We start from the raw sequence: 17,540 nt of genomic DNA on the forward strand, positions 1-17,540 counted from the left end.
CAGGATCACGACTTGGACTTTTGCTCGCCGGCCTTGCTCTGGGCGTTTTTGGATTTGCCCGGTTTTTCGCTCGAAGGAGTGGCGTTGGCGGGTGTCGGGACGGTATCGCCAGGCTTGATGCGTTCATCGTCGATCTTGTCGCGATATTCCTCGAACAAGCTTTGCAACTTTACACGGGTGATGCCGGTGAAAGGTTCGCGCGCGGTGAGGGCGTCGCCTAAACCGAATTTTTCGTATCGCTGGAGAATCTCATTCGCGATCTTGAACATGCCCGCGTTTTTGGTCTGCTGATCCGCGACACGACGGTTGAGTTGGTTCGTCTGGTCCTCGAGCTTCGCGCGCTGGGATTCCTTGGTGTTGGCGATGTCCGTGACGCGCTTGGTGTCGAGTTGCGACTTCTGCAGCGCGTCCTTGAGCTCGGCGATCAACTTGTCACGATCCTCGACTTTGGTTTGCAAGTCATTGGCCACCTTGTCGGCCGCCGTCTTTTCCGCCGCGCGATCCTTGGTGATCTTTTCGACCTGCTCGGTGAGCGTTTTATTTTTGTCCTCCGATTCCGCCAACGCGGCCTGGGCCACCGCCTTGTCATTTTCCGAGGTGCGCAATTGCAGCAGGGTGTTGCGCAGCGATTCACGCAGTTTGTTCTCCGCGGCGCTGGGTTGGGCGTTTTCCGCTTTCAGCAGACCGGCAGGCAGGGTCAGCAGGAGGGCGAGGGTAACGAGGGTGGGACGTGAGAAGATCATAACTAGAATTTGCCGTTGATATCGACTTGGAGGACGTCGCTCTTGAAGGTCGGTCCGACGATGCTGTCCGCGCTCATCCACCACACCGCGAGCCACACATTGGAAGAAAGGGCGAAGCTGCCGCGCAGGGTGTAGCCCTTCAGGTTCGTGCCGTAGAGCGGGGCGCCGAAGTCCGCATCGTTGAAACCATCGATGACCGAGTCGGATTCGACATGGCGGTAATCGAGACTCAAATTCCAGTCGCCGAATTTTTCCAGGGCGGGCTTGCCGAAACGAAGGCCGACATTCCACGCGGTGTCGCCGCCGCTGAAAGCGCCGACGCTGCCCAGTGTGGTATCCGGACCGCGGTTGTTGACCGCGACGCCATTCACGTAGTTGCGGTTGAGCGCGAGGTTCTTGATCCACTGGCCGAAGAGCGAGATCTGCAGCGGTTCGAAGCGATTGTAATCGATCTGGCCGGAGAAACCGAGTTCGTGAAAAGGCGTGGCGAGGCCAAAATACTGGAACTGGTTCGTGGTGCCGAAGCCGTTTGTCGCATCTGGAACGATGTTACGCAGCGCCATATAAGTATTGCCGTTCTGCGCGAAGGAAGGACGGGTATCATCGGTATTGCCCGCGTCCGAAGCGGTGAGCGGAGTAAAGGGATCGGACAGCTTACCCTGGGTGTTATAGAAGTAGTAATACTGTGCGGAAACCTTGGCGGAGATATCCTTGGTAATCTTGATGTTCGAGCCGAGCTGGCCGCCGAAGAGATATTTGTCTTCGCTGCGGAACTTGCTCGGGTTGTTCGTGGCAAAGTTGAAATCGGTGTTAAAGACCGGGAAGGCGCCGGCGTTAAAGAACGGAGTGATTCCTTTGGCGACTTCATACTTCGTCTGCACGGCCACGCCGTCGAAGCCCATGTCGCGTGCCCAGGCGAGCGACGTCGGATCCCAGAACGGGTTTTCCATACGGCCGACGGTGATGGCGAGGTTCCTGTTCGGCTGGCCGCCGGTTTCGTATTTCAGGAAGGCGCGATCGATCCAGACCTGGTACTTGCTGAAGTCGCCACCCTGTCCGTTGTTCGAGAGGCCGAGCGTCTGGTTTTCGGTGACCGGGCTGTTGTCCTGGCCGCTGCCGACGCGCAGGCCGAGGGTGAAACCTTCACCCAGATCGACTTCCGCACCGATGCGGGCACGGAACCGGAAGCGATTGCGATTCTGGTCCACGTTGTTTTGCGGCGAGAAGATGTTGCCGGTGACGTCAAAGGGCGCGCCGGTATTGATCGTGTTGAAAATCGGGAAGGCGCCGGTGTTGTCGTTGCCGTCGGGGAAGAAATCGCCTTCGTAACGAACGCGCAGGTCGCCCGAAACGCGGAACTTCGTGACCCATTTCGGGACGGCGTCCGGTGCGGCCCAGTTTTCCTCACGGGCCTTGGCCATGATTTCGTCTTTGATCTCCTCGCGCATCTGCGCCTTCACGTTTTCCGGGATGTAAGTGACGCGCACCTGGTCATCGGTGGCCGGCGGGGCGGTTTGTTGGACGGCGGTCTGCGCGGCCTCGCGGGCCACGGCCACATCGTGCTCGAGAGCGGTCGCCTGGGCGCGCGCCACTGCGGTGTCGTCCTCGGCCTGGTGGATCAGGTCCTGCGCGTCGTCCTTGGTGAGGAGACCGCGTTGGACGAGGCGATTGATGAGGTTGATGGTAACGTTCTGCGAAGGCGCGGCTGGGCCGGTGATCGGCGGAGTTCCCGCCGGCTGCTCGGCGCGCGCCAACAGGTCTGCGGTCGGAGCGAGCAGATCGTTGGCGGCCAGTTGATTACCGACGGAAGCTTTGGGCAGTGGGGTTGAGGCTTTGGCGGCGGCGACTGCGGCAGCTTCGGCCAGCGTCACATTCTCCTGCGGGGTGGACGGACGTCCGGCGTACCCCGGGATGGGGTTGGCCGCGCACCAGATCGGGGCGAGCAACCAGACACATCGGCGGAAAACGTATTTCTCGTAGAACATAAAGGTGTGGAAAGCGAAGGTGAGAATCAGGGACGTCGTGCGGTGAGGCGCATGACGATGGGCATGGGCATGCCTGCGGGCGGTGGACCGTCGAGTTGGATGTTGTTCAGGACGTTCTGAACGGCTTCATCGAGGTTGCGGTCACCGGTCGAAGTATCGAGTTTGCTGCGATAGATATGGCCGCTCGGATCGGACCAGACGCGGACCTGCACCTTGAGGCTGGCCTTTTTGGTCCGGTCATTATTCCGCAGGGCGCTGGCGACTTTGCTTTGCACCCGGTAGGCGAAATCTCCCCACTTGCTGCCGCCGTTGCCGGAGCGCGCGCCGCCGAAGCCGCCACCATCGCCGCTATTGCCGAGACCGGCGATACCGGGACCGTTGCCCTTGACTCCGGTGCCCAGCGCTTCCTTCGGCGGTGCGGCGGGTTTGGGGGCCTCTTCCTTTTTCTCGGCGGGCGCCGCTTCCTGCATCTTTTCCTCCTTCGGAGGCGGAGGCGGCCGCTTGACTGGAGGAGGCGGGGGCGGAGGTGGAGGCGGGGGTAAAGTGATTGTCGTAACTCGCTCCGGCGCCTTGGAAAGGGCGGAGGAAGGCTTGGCCGAATGCAGACGTAAGCGACGCCCGCGCCGAGAAGTGCGACGACACCGATGACGATTTTCGTCCGGTGCTTGCCGAAGAAGCCCCCGTCGTCTCCCTCGTCGACCAGTTTATCGTAATGGTGCACTTGGGGCTGAGCTGGTTTTGCCGGACGAGCCGGGCCGGCGGCGCCAGCGGGACGGCGACGCGGGGCGATCTTGCGCTTTTTCATCGGACGGCGTGTCACGCCTTGCGCGGCGCTGTTCTTCGGGGCAGGCGTTGCACTCCCCGTGGGCTCCGTGATACTGGACTCCGTCGTAGATTCAGGCGTGAGCTCCGGTCCGTCGCTATCGGCGGGCAGGTTCGCGGGATCGTCGAGTTGATCGTTCATGGCAGCGGGTGGCATTTACTTCTTCGGCTTGGTGGCCAGGCCGATGTTCGTGATGCCCACCCGGCCACAGGCATCGAGCACGTCCATGATCGTCTGATAGGGCGTCCCGGTATCTCCCCGCACGACGACCGGAAACTCGGGCGTCTTCGCCTTGATGGCGCCGAGCTTGGTCTCGAGATCGCTGAGATTAGTTGCCTCGGCGTTGAGCTTGATGTTACCGGAGTTATCCACCGTGATGGCCTGCATCTTCGGGCCATCCATCTTCGATGGAGCACCGGCGCTCGGCAGGTTTACCTTCACGCCCTGCACACCGGCCGTCGTCATGATGATGAAAATCAAGAGCAACACCAGGTAGAGGTCCACCATGGGTGTCACATTGATATCGTCGTAGGACTTGTCGTCGCCGGCTTGCATCGGAGTGTCTGGTTTAGTGTTCGCTGATGCTGCTCTCTTCGTAGTCGCCGTGTTCCTCGGGATAGAATTCCGCGACCTTGGCGACGAATTCGTCGATGAAGACGTGCATGTCGCTGATGGCATCCTTGATGCGCGTGCTGATGTAGCTGTAGGCAAACAGCGACGGAATCGCGACCGCGAGACCGGCCACCGTGGCAAGGAGCGCGCCGGCGATACCCGGCGCGATCGAGTTCACCTCGACCTGGCCGGATTTCGCGATGACCGCGAAGGTGATCATAACGCCGATGACGGTGCCGAGCAGACCGAGATAAGGGCCGCCGGCGATGCCGATGGTGAGGAAGACGAGGCTGCTGTTGAGCTTCTGTGTTTCGCGCACGACGCCGCCATCGAGGGTGGCCTTGATGGCTTGCATGGAGCGACCGGAAAGCCCGCAGAATTCCTCCGAACTCACGCGGTCCTGAATTTCCGAAGAACCGATCTGGTAAAGATGATAGAGCGGCGACTGACGCAGGAGCTTCTGCTGGTTGGGCGAGGCTTTGCCGCCCATGCTGTTGATGCTTTCTTCACTGCCGTGGTCGAGCACGTGCAAATTCGAGGCGAGTTCTTCCCACTGCGGGAGGAAGGCCTTCGTCGCCTTGCTGATCCGGCCCAGATACATGAGTTTGAGCACGGCAACCGCGCCGCCGATGAGGGCGAGGACGGAGCACAGGAAGATCACCGCCCAACCGTCCGGGGTGAGCGACTTCGAGATGTCGGAGATGAGCGAAAGATGCTTGGTCAGTTCGTTCTCGCTACCTTTTCCAGAGGCTTCGTCCGGTCCGAGGTTCAGCGCCTTCGCGGCCTTATCGCCACCCGCCTGGGTGATGACGGCGAGCTTAAAAAACCCGGGCGCGCGCGCGACCTTGGAAATCTCCAATTCGTCTAGATCGCCGGCAAAACCAAGTTCACCCTCTTCGGTGGATCCAGGTTGGCCGTCGCGACCCAGCAACGACTGCGAGTTTAGCGCAGGAATCTTGGCGGCAAGTGTCGCATAGCTTTCGCCATCCAGATAAACTTTAATATCCGCCGCCGTGGCCACCACGGCGATGTGATGCCATGCTCCCGCCGCGATGGGCTGTCCGTCCGGGCTGCGCTGCGTGCCGCCCGCGCCGGTGACTTCCACATAGGGAATGCCGTTATTGAGACCGATGACGAGACCGTTCCCGTTGTCATGCCGGCTGAAGATAGCGGCGTTGGCGGCTAACACGGCGGGCTTGACCCATGCCGACCAGGTAAGCACCTGGCCTTCACTCCAGGCAAGCGAAGGGGACTTCGGCAGGGTGACGGAATTCTTGCCGCTGAACCGCTGGCCGCCGCTGATCAGTGAACCGTCGACCGCCGTGCCATTCGTTGCCGCATTGTTGGCATTGCCGGTGGAATCCTTCGGTGGGGTGTTCTTCTCGGCAAAATGATAGACGAGAACCGTGTCGGTGTCGTAGGTAGCCTTGGACTCCTCCACGCGCAGCGTGTTCTGACTGGCGTTGCCGTAGTACAGCCAAAAGGTGAAGGGGGTGCCGCCCTTCAAATCCGGCACTTTGACCCAGACATAGGCTTCATTCAGCATGCTATCGAAACGCTCGATATGAAAGGAGAGCGGCGTCTTGTCGTCGGCAGCGACGAAACGGATATCGCTGGCGTCGTCGCGCACCGAGTTGAATTGGAAATTGTTTTCGGACAGGCGAATCAGCACGACCGCGGTGACCGGCGCGTCGCCGGTGTTCAAGCCCGCGGCGGCCGGGTCGATGGTGATCTTCTTGCGAATGGTCCATTCCGGATTCCACCACGCGTGGGCAGAGGCGGAGATGGAGAAGAGGCCGAGAAGGCTGAGAAACAGCAGCTTCAGAAAGCGGGCCTTCGCTGGAGATTCGGTGGTGGGCATGCGGTTAGGTGTTGAAAGCGGCAGGTGGAGCGTGAGTTAGAAGTCGGCCCAGACGCGGAAAGTGAAGAGCCAGTCATGGGCGACCGTGTGGGTCTGGCTGGTCAGCGGAAGACCGGCGTCGATGGAACCGTTCAGATGGTCAAAGAGGTGGATGCGGCTGCCGGCGCCGACGCTGGCCAGCGTCCAATGCGAATCCTGCTCCGGAAGCGGATCGTTGATGGTGACGTAGCCGTAGTCGAAAAAGGTATAGATACGCCAATCGCCGGAGTCTTTTCGGAGCCAGTCGATGAGGTTCGGACTGCGAAACTCGACGGAGCCGATAAAGGCGTTGTCGCCCGGGACTTCACCTTCGAGATAGCCGCGTACACTGCTCAAACCGCCGGCGCTGAATTGCTCGGCGCTGAGCAAGGGTTGATCGGCGATCTGCGCCTGGATCTTGCCCATGACCTGGAAGCCGCCGGGAAGATCGTGTTCGTGCGCGAGATCACCACGGAAATAGATGAAGTCGCCCCGGGCGTTGAAGCGGCTGTTGTCGAAGCTCGTTTCGCTGCTGCCCATGCCGCGAAAGTGAAAATAGACGGCCGCATTCAGGTCGGTCGAGTAAGGCAGAATATTCTTTTCCTTGTCGGCCCGGCCGATCCAACTGCCGTTGTAAGCAATACTGAAAGGATAATAACTCGTCGGCGTCGAAGTCGTATCGAGGCCGAGCAGGACATTTTGCTCGTAGTGCTTGTAGTCGATGCCGAGGCTGAGCGAGTGGACGTAATCCTTGAGTGGCGGCAGGGTGAATCCCGCGCGGAGACCGATCGTTTCGCCTTTGCCCGCGACGGCGGCTCCGCTGAGCGTGGAGACATCGGAGTCCTGCTTCGTTCCTTGCAGAGTCAGGGTAAATCCTTCCAGGCCCGGGAAGCGTGCGAGATAATAAGCGGAAATGACTTTGACGTCGGCGGTGTTTTCCGGGGCCACCTGGAAGCTGACGCCCGCGGCGTGGCCGAGTTGCCAAAGGTTGCTATAGCTAATACCGCCATTGATCCGCAGTTGAGTCGTATCCGGGCTGTAGCGGTTGTTCAGTTCGAGGCTGCCGTGCAGGGGGAGGGTATCCTTGACGTTGAGATCGATATCATAGGTGCCAGGCTCTGCGCCGGGATGCATGTTCGGCGTCACGCGACGGTCCGGCCATTGATTCAAGGCGATGGTTTCTCGCGTGAGGTCATTGAAATTGGGCACCTTTCCTTCGGCGATCGAAGGCATGGCCTTGCGAATGGCATCAAGGGAGAAATAGCGCGAACCCTTCACGCGCAGCCGTCCAACGGTGGCTTCAACCACTTCCAGAAAGACCACGCCGCCACGGCCGGTCTGGCTGGGGATCTGGACGGATACCGTCTGGTAACCTCGAGCGTGATACACTTTTTCCAAAGTGGCGGCGGCTTGCTCGACGTCCTTCTCCGTTCGTCCCGGGCCGAGGAAAGGATAGACGGTATCACCGATTTCCGCCGGTGTTAGAAGCTTCGAACCACTAACTCGATATTCTCGAATGAAGAAAGTGCGCGTCGAAACGGGGGCCGCGTTGGGATTTGACCCGCCGGCCGTTGGCGTCATGGCGGGAGCCGGGGTCGGCTCGGGTTTTCGCGGCGCCGTGTAGTCGGTGATCGTTTCGGCGGAAACTACGGAAAGCCCGGCCCAGCATGGCAGAATTGCCAATACGAGGATAATCAGACGTTGCTTTGCATAGCCGGCCGGGACCATGGATCGAAGTTGTGATTGCGAAGGCACATCCATGCACCCTGGCGAAAAATCAGACGTTACGATGACTTAGTTAGATGGTTAAAGGATTCGGAAATAACAGGAATACGAATGCGCCTTCGCGGGCATCGACAAACGGCCCGAATGTTACTCTGGCGTGCTAGGGGCGCCCAACTGCTTTATTGTAACATCTATGTGACGACCATGACGCCGGAAGGACCACGGGCACAGAGGTGGCGAACCGTTCTTTGATCGTGGCTATAGAGAATATCGCTACCGAATGTTACGATTGCGTTACGGAATTCGCCGAGATGCCATCGAGGGCATTGGGCGTAATTATCCGTAAGGGAGGGCGGCAACCGCTTCTTCCATCCATGCTCTATCTGAGGTGTGGGTCGGACCTTTCCCGATGGTGTCGCCTTATTCGCTGGTGCGACATCCACGTTGCCGGAGGCGGAATGAACCGAACGCCGATTCAGCTTCCAGTCAATCGACGCGCGATTGTCCAACGGTGGTGCGTTTTGTGACCTGGAGTTCACATGACTGTGATATTCCCAACATGGAATTCGTGCACATTCTCCGCCTTCATGCCCATTCACTGCTCCGCCGATGACGACTTCACTCGCTGGCGAATCCCTCAACGAGGGCCGGCGCTTGACTCAACGCAAGTTCAACAACGACCTCCGCTAAGGCCCGTTGGCGGCAACATCATGGCAGGTCGCCGTCCCGGGGATAGCCGTTTTCCGATGCGGATACCTCAAGTTGTGGCTCGCAAAGTGCCGTTTCAGTCGTAAATCCTTTATCCGAACGAATGAAACGCCCCTCCGACGCTCTTTTTTCTCTGACGCCGCAAGCCGAAGGCTGGGCCGTGTGGCGTGATGCCCAGCGTCAGCACGTTGCCCCGACGCTGTCCGAGGCGTTGGCTTTGCTGCCGGGAGCGAGCGCGTTCGAGTTTGCGATGCCGTGCTATCCGCTGATCATCGAGCGCTTGCGCCTGCCAGCGACCGAGCGCGAGGACCTGGCCGGCATGATGCAGCTTCAGTGGGAGAAGTCGCTGCCTTTCTCCCCGGAGGAGATCGTTGGCGCATTCATGGTGCTGGGGTCGACGGACGGCGACTCGGTGGTTTGGTCGGTGGCGGCGGCGCTGGATTCGTTGGCGGAATTTGACGAGACGTGGAGCAAGGCGAACCGCTGGCCGCAACGCGTGGCGCCCTATGTGTGTCACGTGGCGGCGTCTTGCCCGGCAGGCGAGACGGTACTGGTCCTCTATGTCGAACAGCGGCATTGGGTGGTGGCCGTCGTGGAAGACCGGCGACCGGGTTGGGTGCAAGTGATGTCGGCTTCGGATGCGGCGGGCTTTGCCACGGAGTTTCCGTCGCTCATGCTCACCCTGGGAATGGACGACGTGCCCTCCGAATTTGCGCGGGTGCTGGTGGCTCCGGAAATCGTCGGTTGTGAAGATACTTTGCGTTCGGTGACACAGGCGCCGATCGAGGCGTTGCCGCTGATCACACCCGCGGCCCAGGTGGACATCGATCTGCTGCCGCCGCACTGGCAGGTCTCCGCGCAGCAGCATCAGCAGGGGAAGGCCTGGCGAAAGCGTGCGCTGGCGGTTGCGGCGGTTTGTCTGGTTTTCGTCGTCGCCGGGATCGTCGATCTCCTCGTGCTGCAATACCAGTCTTCGCGCCTCGAGTCCGAATTGAAGGCGCAACGCCCGGCCTTGAGCCTCTTGCAGACCCGGCAGGCGCGCTTCAATTCCCTGGCCCCGGCGGTCGATCCTCATCACTACGCGATTGAGTTGCTCTTTCTGTTGAACCGCTGTCTACCGGGCGAATCGGTGCGCCTCACGGAATTCGACCAGATGCCACAGGAGTGGCGCGTGGTTGGCGAAGCCGCCTCCGCGAGCCAGGCCATCGACTATCTGTCGCGGCTGAAGCACGATCCCGACTTGGGCGCGGGTGATATCAGCGCCGATCCACCGCGGTTGCTGGCCAATGAGAAGGCCCAATTTCAAGTCATCGGCAAGCCATGAGTCGTAACCTGTCCTCACGCGAAAAAGTCCTGGCAATCATCGTTGCCGCGATCGTCGGAATCGGCGGCACGCTCATTCTCGTGCAGTCTTATACCAGCAAGCGCGCGGCCTTGACGGTGCAGATCGCCTCGCAAAAAAAGCAGCTCCGTTCCATGCACGAAGTGCTGGCGCAAAGCGAGATGTGGGCGCAGCGCGATCAATGGCTGGACGCGAAACAGCCGCGAATGGAAAATCCCGACACGGCAGGCGTGCAACTGCTCAACTCCGTGCTGGAACTGGCGCGGAAGCATGAGGTGCTGCCCGAGAATCCGACGATCCGGACGCCGGAATCGCGGCCGAATTGTATCTCGGTGGTACTCGAGATCGAGACCAAGAGTCCGTGGTCGCCGCTGGTCGAGTTTCTCCAGGAGTTGCAGACGCCCGAGCAATTCATCGCCATCGAAAGCGCCAATCTCAAGGTCGATCCTGCCGATGCCACCCAGGTGCGCGGTCATTTCAAAATAGCCCGCTGGTATGCTCCGAAGTAAATTCACTTCTGCAGGCGCTGTCCCTGGTCTCGTTCTTGTCGCGGTGCTGGCCACCCAATTGCTGCCGTCTTTGGCAGAAGATACTTTGCCCTCGGCTTTACCGAAGGATCGCTACGCTTCGTTGCGCGCCCGTTCGCCCTTCGCCCTGGCCACGGTTGCCGTCGCGACACCGGCACCGCAGGCGTCGTTTGCCGCCAATTGGTATGTCAGCGGCGTCGCGCGGCTCGGGGACGACTATTTCGTGACCATCAAGGGCCGCGATCTCTCGACGGAGTTCACGCTCTTCGCCAGCGAGGCCGTCGATGGCGTCACCCTGGCGAGCGTCAATTGGTCGGATCAGGTCGGCAAGAGCACGGTCATCCTGAAGAAGGGGACGGAGACCGCGCGCCTGGAGTTCAATGAAGCGCAATTGCGGGCGCCAGCAGCCGCGGCGACCGCCGGCGGGAATCATCCACCTGCAGTCCGGCCGCCCGTGGTTGCGGCGACCATGCATCCGCAAAACCCCAGGGCGGCGGGCGTCAACATGGCCGCGGCGGTTCCCAACGCCCCCGGCGGCGGTGCTCCGCTGCGCCGGCGCAGCCTGCCCATTCCGGTGCCGCGATAGCGGAGGGGCGATCGATCGACGCACAACATCCCGGAAGTTGCCTCCCGGGATGTGCACATTAGCGAAATCCTGATGAACTAGTTAGTCGCCGGTTCCCAGTTGCCGATGTTATCCTCATCGGTCTCGGGATTGCGGTCCGGTCCGGCAGAGAAGATGTCATACTCCTTCGGGTTGTGCTTGCCCGGGTAACGATAGACATACTCAATGTCCCACGGATCGCGCGGCACCTGGTCGTCGAGTTGATGCCAGTTGCGCGGCTTGGGATCGGTCTCCGGCTTTTGGACGAGCGCCTTCAAGCCTTGCTCGGTGGTGGGATAGAAGCCATTGGCCGCCTGATACATCATCAGGTTGGTCTTGATCTGCTGCAGATCGGCGCGGACACGCACCTGTTTTGCCTGATCGAGCTTGCCGGCCGTGTAGTGCAGGCCCATGCCGATCAGCAGGCCGATGATCATTACGACGAGCATCATCTCCAGCAGCGTAAACGCCGAGCGGCGTGAGTAAGTGTGACGTTTCATGGCGAGGTAGGACTGAGGTTGTAGTCGAGGTTCTTCCAGTTATTCTTGAGTTGAAGGGCGAGATTGCGCACGGCCGCGGGCCCGGCGTCCGGGGGGAGCGTGAGCACGAGACGATTTACGCCAGCTTTGAGCAACGCGCCAGGGATCATCTTCTGGGCACGCAGCCAGCCCGCGTAACGGAAGCGCATGCCGGCCTCCAGTGGGCGCACCACGCCAAGATACCCTGGGTCGGCGAGATCCGGCCACGACACCGTGATCGGCCCGAGCGGCTGATCATTCAGCGTGACCTCGAGCGGCGCTTGCTCGTCCGCATTCGAAACCTCGAAACTGATCATGGTGAGGAGCGGCGGCGACACGAGTTCAAATTCCCAGGTCACACTCTGCTCGCCCGTGGCGGAAAGCTTCACCGTGCCCTCGTCGAGCTTGGCCTTCACTCGGCCGAAGAGCGCGACATCATTGGCGGGAAGCGGCAGCGCCGAACTCCGTTCGAAGACATCGATCAAGTCGCCCGGCGCGGCGAAGTCGAGCGCCTTCATCATCGTGTGCGCCTGCAGAGTGGCGAGAAAAGCGCCGCGCAGATTGCTGCCATCGCCCGGTACCTGAATCTCCAGCGTGGCGATGCCCGCGGGCGAAAAGACCATCGTCTCCGAGGTCGGCAACTCGAGTCCCTGGCCCAAGGGGCCGCGGGAAAATTTCTGGGCCCCGGAAGCGTCGAGCCCCACCACCACCGGCGAGGCCCCGGCGTGATCGTCGAAGAACAGCCGCAGCAGCCGCTTTTGGTCGAAGTCGCCCACATCGCGCAATTGCAGCCGGATGGTCGTGGTCTCCTTGCCGTCCGTCCCTGTGGTGTGATCCCCAGTCACGCTCGCCAGCCAGATGGGCAACCCCGGCAATCGTTGGCCATCCGCGAGCTGATGAAAATCGAGCCATGTGGTGAAGGGAGTCGGCTCCTGCTGCATTTGCTGCGCATTTGACCGCATCGTACCGAGTACACAAAGACCAACACCGAGCGTAAGGAAGAGAGAACGCATGAGAAAAAATCAGTGCACCTGCACCCGCAGGTTCTGGGTGAGGCCGAACACCGCGGCCATGATGCCGTAAACGACGAGGCCCACCACGGTGGCGATCGCGATCATCACCAGCGGTGGGATGAGCGTGGAGACGACATGCACCTGCTTGTTGAGCTCGCGCTCGTAGACCTCGGAGATGTGATGCATCGTTTCGCTCAGCCGGCCGGTCTGCTCGCCCACGGCCAGCATGTCGAGAAAGAGATCGGGAAAAAGCTTCTGCTCGCGTAACGCCACGGAGAGCGAGGCGCCATCGATCACCGCCTGCCGCGCGGCCTGCGTGCGTGCCTTCACCCACGCATTGCCTGAGATTTCCTCCAGCAGTTCCAGCGCGCGCAACATCGTGAGCCCATTTTCGCACAGCGTCCCGGAGCGTCTGGGCAAATTGCACAAAGAACCGGTAGGCGCGTGATCCGACTGGCCAGCGGCAGCCCCCACATGAGTGCATCCCACGCGAGCCGGCCCTCGGGGTTTTGCGTGAAGGCGCGTTGTCCAGCGAAAATCAGCGCCCCCGCCAGCGGCGCCGCCCACCAGTAGTGCACGATCACATAGTTGATCGAGATGAGCATCTGCGTCGGCCCGGGAAGCGTCTGGCCGGTGCCGTGGAAAAAGGTGGTCAGCTTCGGCACCATCACGGTCATGAAGGCCACGACCAGGCCGATGCCAGCCACGATCAGCACCGCCGGGTAAAGCAGCGCCCCGCGCACCTTGTCGCGCAGGTCCTGCAACGCCGAGAGATGCTCGGAAAGCCGCATGAGAATCTTCGGCAGCGCACCGCTGGCCTCGCCGGCGGAAACGAGATTCACGTAGAGCGGCGTGAAGATGCGCGGGAATTCGGCGAGCGCCTGCGAGAGACTGCGGCCGTCGATGAGCGCGCGATGCAGGGTGGACGAAAGTCCGCGCAACCGCGGCTGGCGCAGGCGTTGCGCGAGGACATTGAGGGATTCGTCGAGCGTGAGCCCGGCGCCGAGCAGATGGGCCAGCTGCTCGGTGAAAAGATGCTGGTGGCTGAAGCTGAGGCCGTCGCGCGAGGAAAGCGTGGGCGTCTGCTGGGCGGCATCCTTGCCCCGCAACGCCGAGGGACTCCAGGTCGTTTTCGGCAGGGCTTTGCCTGCGGAATTGGCCGGCGAACCGGCCGCAGGTTTGCCCGGCGGCGCGGCTTTTGGAGAGGCCGCGGGCTTTGCGGGAGGAGGCGCGGTCGTCGTCGCCGCCGCCTTTTTCGCCGATGCGGGGGCCGCAGCCCCCTCCGCCTTGATCGAGATCGGCACCGCGCCCAGTGCTTCCACCATGGCAATGGCCGCCGCCCGGGTGGTCGTGGTCACGGAACCATCGATCACCTTGCCGTCGAAATTGCGAGCGCGATAGAAGAACTCAGGCATGCGGTGTCAGGGCGTCAGGACAACAGGCCAGCACAGCCCGTGCGCGAAAGGGCAAAAGTGGAGGGAACGTCCATCGTCCATGAAAGAGGCAAGCTGGAATAAGAGTCTAAAAAGGGGCTGGCGGCAATGCGGAAACGCCTAGAATCCGTGGGACGGGATTGCCCACAAGTGCCAAGTCGGGTGACACCGAGATTTAACAATCGTGGAGAGCGGCGAGGAAGGCGTCGGCGTCGAGGTAGTTTTCGAAGACGTGGCTGGCGCCTTCGGCGTAGAGTCGTTCGGCTTTGGCGGGGTCGCGGGCGATCCCGATGAAGCGGTAGCCGAGATTGCGCGAGGCGCGGGCGTCCCACACACCGTCACCAATGTAGGTAACGCCGTCGAAGGATTCGCGGGCCTGGGTGCGGGCGGCGGAGGCGAAGGAAGCACGCATGATGTCTTCGCGTGCGGGGGCGGTATCCGCAAAAGCCCCGGGGGTTTCCGGCAGGTGCAGCCCGGCGCTGGCCAGCTTCAGGCGCGCGGAGGCTTCCCATGCGCCGCTGGCCAGGGACACGGCAAATTTCGAGTGATCGCTAAGATGCGTGAGCATCGCCGCCGCGCCGTCAACGGCGCTGAACGGTTGCGCCTCGATGGCCGCGGTGAGCAGAGAGAGAAAGTAGGCCTGGAAAGTGGCGAGCTCGATGGCGAGCAGAGCGCGTCCCGTGCGTCGCAGAAAGAGTTCGGCGAGAATGCCGGAGTCGCTGCAATGGCGGTAGGTCGACCAGTCGGGGACGACGTCGCGAAAGGCGAAGACGTCGGCCAACGCGCGGACGAAGCAGGCGTCATCGGCCTGGACGGTCTGCGTGAGCGTGCCGTCGATATCGAACATCACCAGCCTCATGGCTGCTGGTAGAGCAGGTCATTCGGGTGGACGCCGGTGGAGTGAAACTCGTCGACCTGCTTCGGCGTCCACATGACGAACAGCTTGTGCCGCCGGGTGAGCGTGCGCTCGGGATAGGGGACGGCGGGATTGAGGAAGGTGATCGTTGCGCCATCGAGCTTGTAGCGGCCGCGGATGGGGTAATGGTTGGACTGCGGATGGTCGACGAGATCGGCGGTGTAGAGCGAATACTCGAAGGTGCCCTCACCGAGGATGATCGATTCGCCGGCATTCCACATGCCATTGGGCTGGCCCTCGTAGGTGTACTTGCCGCTGATCGTGTGGGGCGTGATCGGAATGACTTTGCAAGAGCTGAGCAGCAGCGCGGCGGCGAGGAGAACAAAGGGCAGAAGAAGAGAGCGGCAGCGAAGCATGGTGTTGCGTCTTTTAGAAGCGGGATGGGGGGAGCCAGCGTTGATGTTCCGAACAGTCATAGGCGAATTCTGCCGCGACCAGCAAATCGCGCCAGTCTTTCTGCGCGAGATCGATCATCTGGTAAAGCCGATCGAGATTGCCATCGCTCGATTTCAGAGCGGCAAACTGAAACCGTTCGAGCTGTTGGGCGTCATAATTTTCGAGGAAGGGCAGATTGTTGCCGCATTCCTCAAAGAGCAGGCGCGCCACTGGTTCGCGTTGTTGAGGAGGGAAGAGCAGCGCGATGCGGCGGAGGGTTTCGGAGCTGAGTGCGGAAGCCTTCAAGCGAAGTCAGACGTTCGTGCTGAGCCGCACGGCGAGCGAGCGGGCATAGGGGTGAAAACCCAGCGTCTCTGCGATGCGGATGGAGGCGCGGTTGGATTCGAGCGTGCGATATTGCGGTAGTAGTCCGGCGTCGATGGCCCGCGCCGCGAGGTGGGCCACTGCGCTGCGGGCGAAGCCGTTGCCGCGATGATCGGGATGGGTGATGATCAGGACGTGGGCGATCTTGCCGCCCCAGATTTCGTAACCGGCCACGGCGACCAGTTTCCCATCGACGAACACCCCCGAGCAGGAATTCTCTGTGCCGCTGCCCCCGTGCTCCCATTCGGTCGGATTGCATTTTTGCTGAAACTCGTGCAGCGCGGGTATGTCCTCGGGATTCAACGCGCGAACGGGATGCTCCGGAAGGGCGACTTTCGTGGCGTAACCGATGTAGGCGGGGCCGACGACGACGGCGGCGGCCGATTGCAGAGCGGTCGCCAGGGCATCGGGCGAGCAGTCCTTGGCTAGACCCGCGAGTAACGGTCGCAGCGCATCCGCGTGCTGGGGCGGCAGCGACACGATGGCAGCTCCCTCGCGAAAAAGCGCGAAGACCCCATGGTAATCCGCGAGGTCCGGTCCGTGAGTAATGATGCGCAGGGGTTCCGAGAAAAGTTCCCCTGCCGCGCAACCGAGATGGTTGGTCCAGTAGTGGGTGGCAATCGAAATAGCGGAGTCGTCCAACATGAACACGCACCGATGCGTGGCCGGTAGTCTACCAGATGAATGGCATCAGTCGATACCGCACCTTTTGGCGAGAGCATTCATGGCCACGGTCTCGTGATCGTGCCCGCGCGTGGTGGCGGTTGCCCAACGTGCGCCATCAGTTGCGGAAAGAATTCCGCGAAATCGTCGCGAAACGCGGCATACTCGCGTTCCAAAATGGGAATGGAGCCGGCGAGGTCGATCGGGCGGCGGAAACGGTTGCCGATGCGGGTGAGACTTTCGGCGATGCAACGGACGTGACGATAGGAGGAGAGCAGATCGTGCTGCCGCATGCCTTCGAGACGTTGCCGGGCCTGCGCGGGAATGTAGGCGAGATGCGTCTCGATCGAGGCGTAGACTTCCGCGGCGAAATCCGGCAGGGGCACGGTGGCGAAGGACTCCCATTCGCGGGCGAGGACGTGATCGTAGAAAATATCGATGAGCACGCCGCCGTAGCGCAGGAAGGGCGGTTCGATGCGCCGGATGCTGCGGCGGAAGATGGCGTGGGTGTCGGTGAAGGCATCAATCTGGCGATGGCACCGAATGCCCGGCTGATAGGCGGGCGGCAGATCGGCCAGCGCGGCGGCGGGGAGCAAATCCGGCAGGAGATTGCCGAGGCGAAAGGCCGGCGTCGGTTCGGAAAGATAGAGATGCGCCAGCCAGTTCATGCGCCGAAGGGCAGTTGAGGATGAGAGGGTGGACCGAAATTCATTTCGCGCAGAGGAAGGACCACGGATTACGCGGATGGCACGGATTTTCGGAAAACGGGAAACTCTGAAAATCCGTGGAATCCGTGATGGCATGAAGTCATTCAGCAACCGGCGCTGTGCAGACCGAAAGGTTTGGTGCAACGTCCCTGGCGGAACCCGTGAGTGCTTGCAACACGCACTGGTGGCCGAAGGTCCCAAGGTTCGATGATTGCGCTGAGCTAACTGCTCCTATCCGTGATTGAACCGAGGCGGAAGGCACCCTCGTGGGGCGACAAGACCCCGAATGCCTGAATGCCAACTTCCGTCCGTGGACCAATCCAGATTGGCTGCCAGCGCCGGTTGCCCTGACTCTTAACCAAGAAACTGGAGAGCGACCACTGAAAAAGAACACACCCTCGACAACGAAGAAACCAAAGCCGCCGGAGCCGACGCCACCTCCGGAGGTCGAACTTTATACGGCACCGAAGCCGCCCAAGCAGGGGCGGATCATCGGCCTGGACTGCCACCCGGATACCTACACGGCGGCGGTCTTTGTGGGGCAGACACCGCATGACGCCCGCAAGGTAGGGGCCCGCGATCG

18 protein-coding genes and 1 pseudogene are annotated in these 17,540 nt (G+C 61.4%); 4 read left to right on the top strand and 15 right to left on the bottom strand.

Annotated elements, in window-relative coordinates; genetic code table 11:
• Positions 1 to 5: 5 nt before the first annotated feature.
• The 6 genes from CFE428DRAFT_RS24775 to CFE428DRAFT_RS24800 form a co-directional block, all read right to left on the bottom strand.
• Positions 6 to 743, bottom strand: coding sequence for a hypothetical protein (locus tag CFE428DRAFT_RS24775; RefSeq protein ID WP_006982422.1), 738 nt, complete (start codon positions 741 to 743; stop codon positions 6 to 8).
• Between the two features lie 2 nt (positions 744 to 745).
• Complete coding sequence (locus tag CFE428DRAFT_RS24780) at positions 746 to 2,728, bottom strand: putative porin (protein ID WP_006982423.1); 1,983 nt, start codon at positions 2,726 to 2,728, stop codon at positions 746 to 748.
• Between the two features lie 26 nt (positions 2,729 to 2,754).
• The gene (locus CFE428DRAFT_RS36150) at positions 2,755 to 3,198 is read right to left on the bottom strand and encodes a TonB family protein (protein WP_006982424.1); all 444 of its coding nucleotides are present in this window, start codon (positions 3,196 to 3,198) and stop codon (positions 2,755 to 2,757) included.
• Positions 3,199 to 3,707: 509 nt separating this feature from the next.
• Positions 3,708 to 4,106 (bottom strand): ExbD/TolR family protein, encoded by a 399-nt coding sequence (locus tag CFE428DRAFT_RS24790; protein ID WP_006982425.1) that lies wholly within the window; start codon positions 4,104 to 4,106, stop codon positions 3,708 to 3,710.
• Between the two features lie 13 nt (positions 4,107 to 4,119).
• Entirely contained in the window at positions 4,120 to 6,024 is a 1,905-nt protein-coding gene (locus CFE428DRAFT_RS24795) for a DUF2341 domain-containing protein (protein WP_006982426.1), read from the bottom strand.
• 36 nt (positions 6,025 to 6,060) lie between these two features.
• A complete protein-coding gene (locus CFE428DRAFT_RS24800) occupies positions 6,061 to 7,725 on the bottom strand; it encodes a ShlB/FhaC/HecB family hemolysin secretion/activation protein (RefSeq protein ID WP_202797496.1) in 1,665 nt (554 codons plus the stop codon).
• An 853-nt stretch (positions 7,726 to 8,578) separates the two neighbouring features.
• Between CFE428DRAFT_RS24800 and CFE428DRAFT_RS24805 the strand changes: the two genes are divergently transcribed.
• The 3 genes from CFE428DRAFT_RS24805 to CFE428DRAFT_RS24815 are packed head-to-tail and all read left to right on the top strand — an operon-like array spanning position 8,579 to position 10,930.
• Positions 8,579 to 9,799, top strand: coding sequence for a hypothetical protein (locus CFE428DRAFT_RS24805; protein WP_006982428.1), 1,221 nt, complete (start codon positions 8,579 to 8,581; stop codon positions 9,797 to 9,799).
• Complete coding sequence (locus CFE428DRAFT_RS24810) at positions 9,796 to 10,326, top strand: hypothetical protein (protein ID WP_006982429.1); 531 nt, start codon at positions 9,796 to 9,798, stop codon at positions 10,324 to 10,326. Before CFE428DRAFT_RS24805 ends, CFE428DRAFT_RS24810 begins: the two co-directional genes overlap by 4 nt.
• Positions 10,313 to 10,930, top strand: a complete 618-nt coding sequence (locus tag CFE428DRAFT_RS24815) for a hypothetical protein (RefSeq protein WP_006982430.1) — start codon at positions 10,313 to 10,315, stop codon at positions 10,928 to 10,930. Before CFE428DRAFT_RS24810 ends, CFE428DRAFT_RS24815 begins: the two co-directional genes overlap by 14 nt.
• 77 nt (positions 10,931 to 11,007) lie before the next feature.
• Here CFE428DRAFT_RS24815 and gspG read toward each other — a convergent pair whose 3' ends face one another.
• The 9 genes from gspG to CFE428DRAFT_RS24860 all read right to left on the bottom strand — a co-directional run bounded on the left by gspG (position 11,008) and on the right by CFE428DRAFT_RS24860 (position 16,918).
• Positions 11,008 to 11,448 carry a type II secretion system major pseudopilin GspG gene (gene gspG, locus CFE428DRAFT_RS24820; protein ID WP_006982431.1) on the bottom strand — a complete coding sequence of 147 codons (441 nt, stop codon included), beginning with the start codon at positions 11,446 to 11,448 and terminating at the stop codon, positions 11,008 to 11,010.
• Positions 11,445 to 12,479, bottom strand: a complete 1,035-nt coding sequence (locus tag CFE428DRAFT_RS24825; protein WP_006982432.1) for a hypothetical protein — start codon at positions 12,477 to 12,479, stop codon at positions 11,445 to 11,447. The genes gspG and CFE428DRAFT_RS24825 overlap by 4 nt, the downstream gene beginning before the upstream one ends.
• Before the next feature lie 9 nt (positions 12,480 to 12,488).
• Entirely contained in the window at positions 12,489 to 12,857 is a 369-nt protein-coding gene (locus CFE428DRAFT_RS24830) for a type II secretion system F family protein (RefSeq protein WP_006982433.1), read from the bottom strand.
• Positions 12,806 to 13,894, bottom strand: a complete 1,089-nt coding sequence (locus tag CFE428DRAFT_RS34435) for a type II secretion system F family protein (protein ID WP_006982434.1) — start codon at positions 13,892 to 13,894, stop codon at positions 12,806 to 12,808. Before CFE428DRAFT_RS34435 ends, CFE428DRAFT_RS24830 begins: the two co-directional genes overlap by 52 nt.
• Positions 13,895 to 14,087: 193 nt before the next feature.
• A complete protein-coding gene (locus tag CFE428DRAFT_RS24840) occupies positions 14,088 to 14,771 on the bottom strand; it encodes an HAD family hydrolase (protein WP_006982435.1) in 684 nt (227 codons plus the stop codon).
• Complete coding sequence (locus tag CFE428DRAFT_RS24845) at positions 14,768 to 15,184, bottom strand: hypothetical protein (RefSeq protein ID WP_006982436.1); 417 nt, start codon at positions 15,182 to 15,184, stop codon at positions 14,768 to 14,770. The genes CFE428DRAFT_RS24840 and CFE428DRAFT_RS24845 overlap by 4 nt, the downstream gene beginning before the upstream one ends.
• A gap of 13 nt (positions 15,185 to 15,197) precedes the next feature.
• Entirely contained in the window at positions 15,198 to 15,509 is a 312-nt protein-coding gene (locus CFE428DRAFT_RS24850) for a hypothetical protein (protein WP_006982437.1), read from the bottom strand.
• A gap of 6 nt (positions 15,510 to 15,515) precedes the next feature.
• Positions 15,516 to 16,232, bottom strand: a complete 717-nt coding sequence (locus tag CFE428DRAFT_RS24855; RefSeq protein ID WP_006982438.1) for a GNAT family N-acetyltransferase — start codon at positions 16,230 to 16,232, stop codon at positions 15,516 to 15,518.
• Positions 16,233 to 16,309: 77 nt separating this feature from the next.
• Entirely contained in the window at positions 16,310 to 16,918 is a 609-nt protein-coding gene (locus CFE428DRAFT_RS24860; RefSeq protein WP_006982439.1) for an acyl carrier protein phosphodiesterase, read from the bottom strand.
• A 305-nt stretch (positions 16,919 to 17,223) separates the two neighbouring features.
• Between CFE428DRAFT_RS24860 and CFE428DRAFT_RS40040 the strand changes: the two are divergent.
• Positions 17,224 to 17,540 (top strand): annotated as a pseudogene (locus CFE428DRAFT_RS40040) (hypothetical protein); the annotation flags it as partial.

The sequence above is a fragment of the Chthoniobacter flavus Ellin428 genome, assembly GCF_000173075.1.
GTDB lineage: Bacteria > Verrucomicrobiota > Verrucomicrobiia > Chthoniobacterales > Chthoniobacteraceae > Chthoniobacter > Chthoniobacter flavus.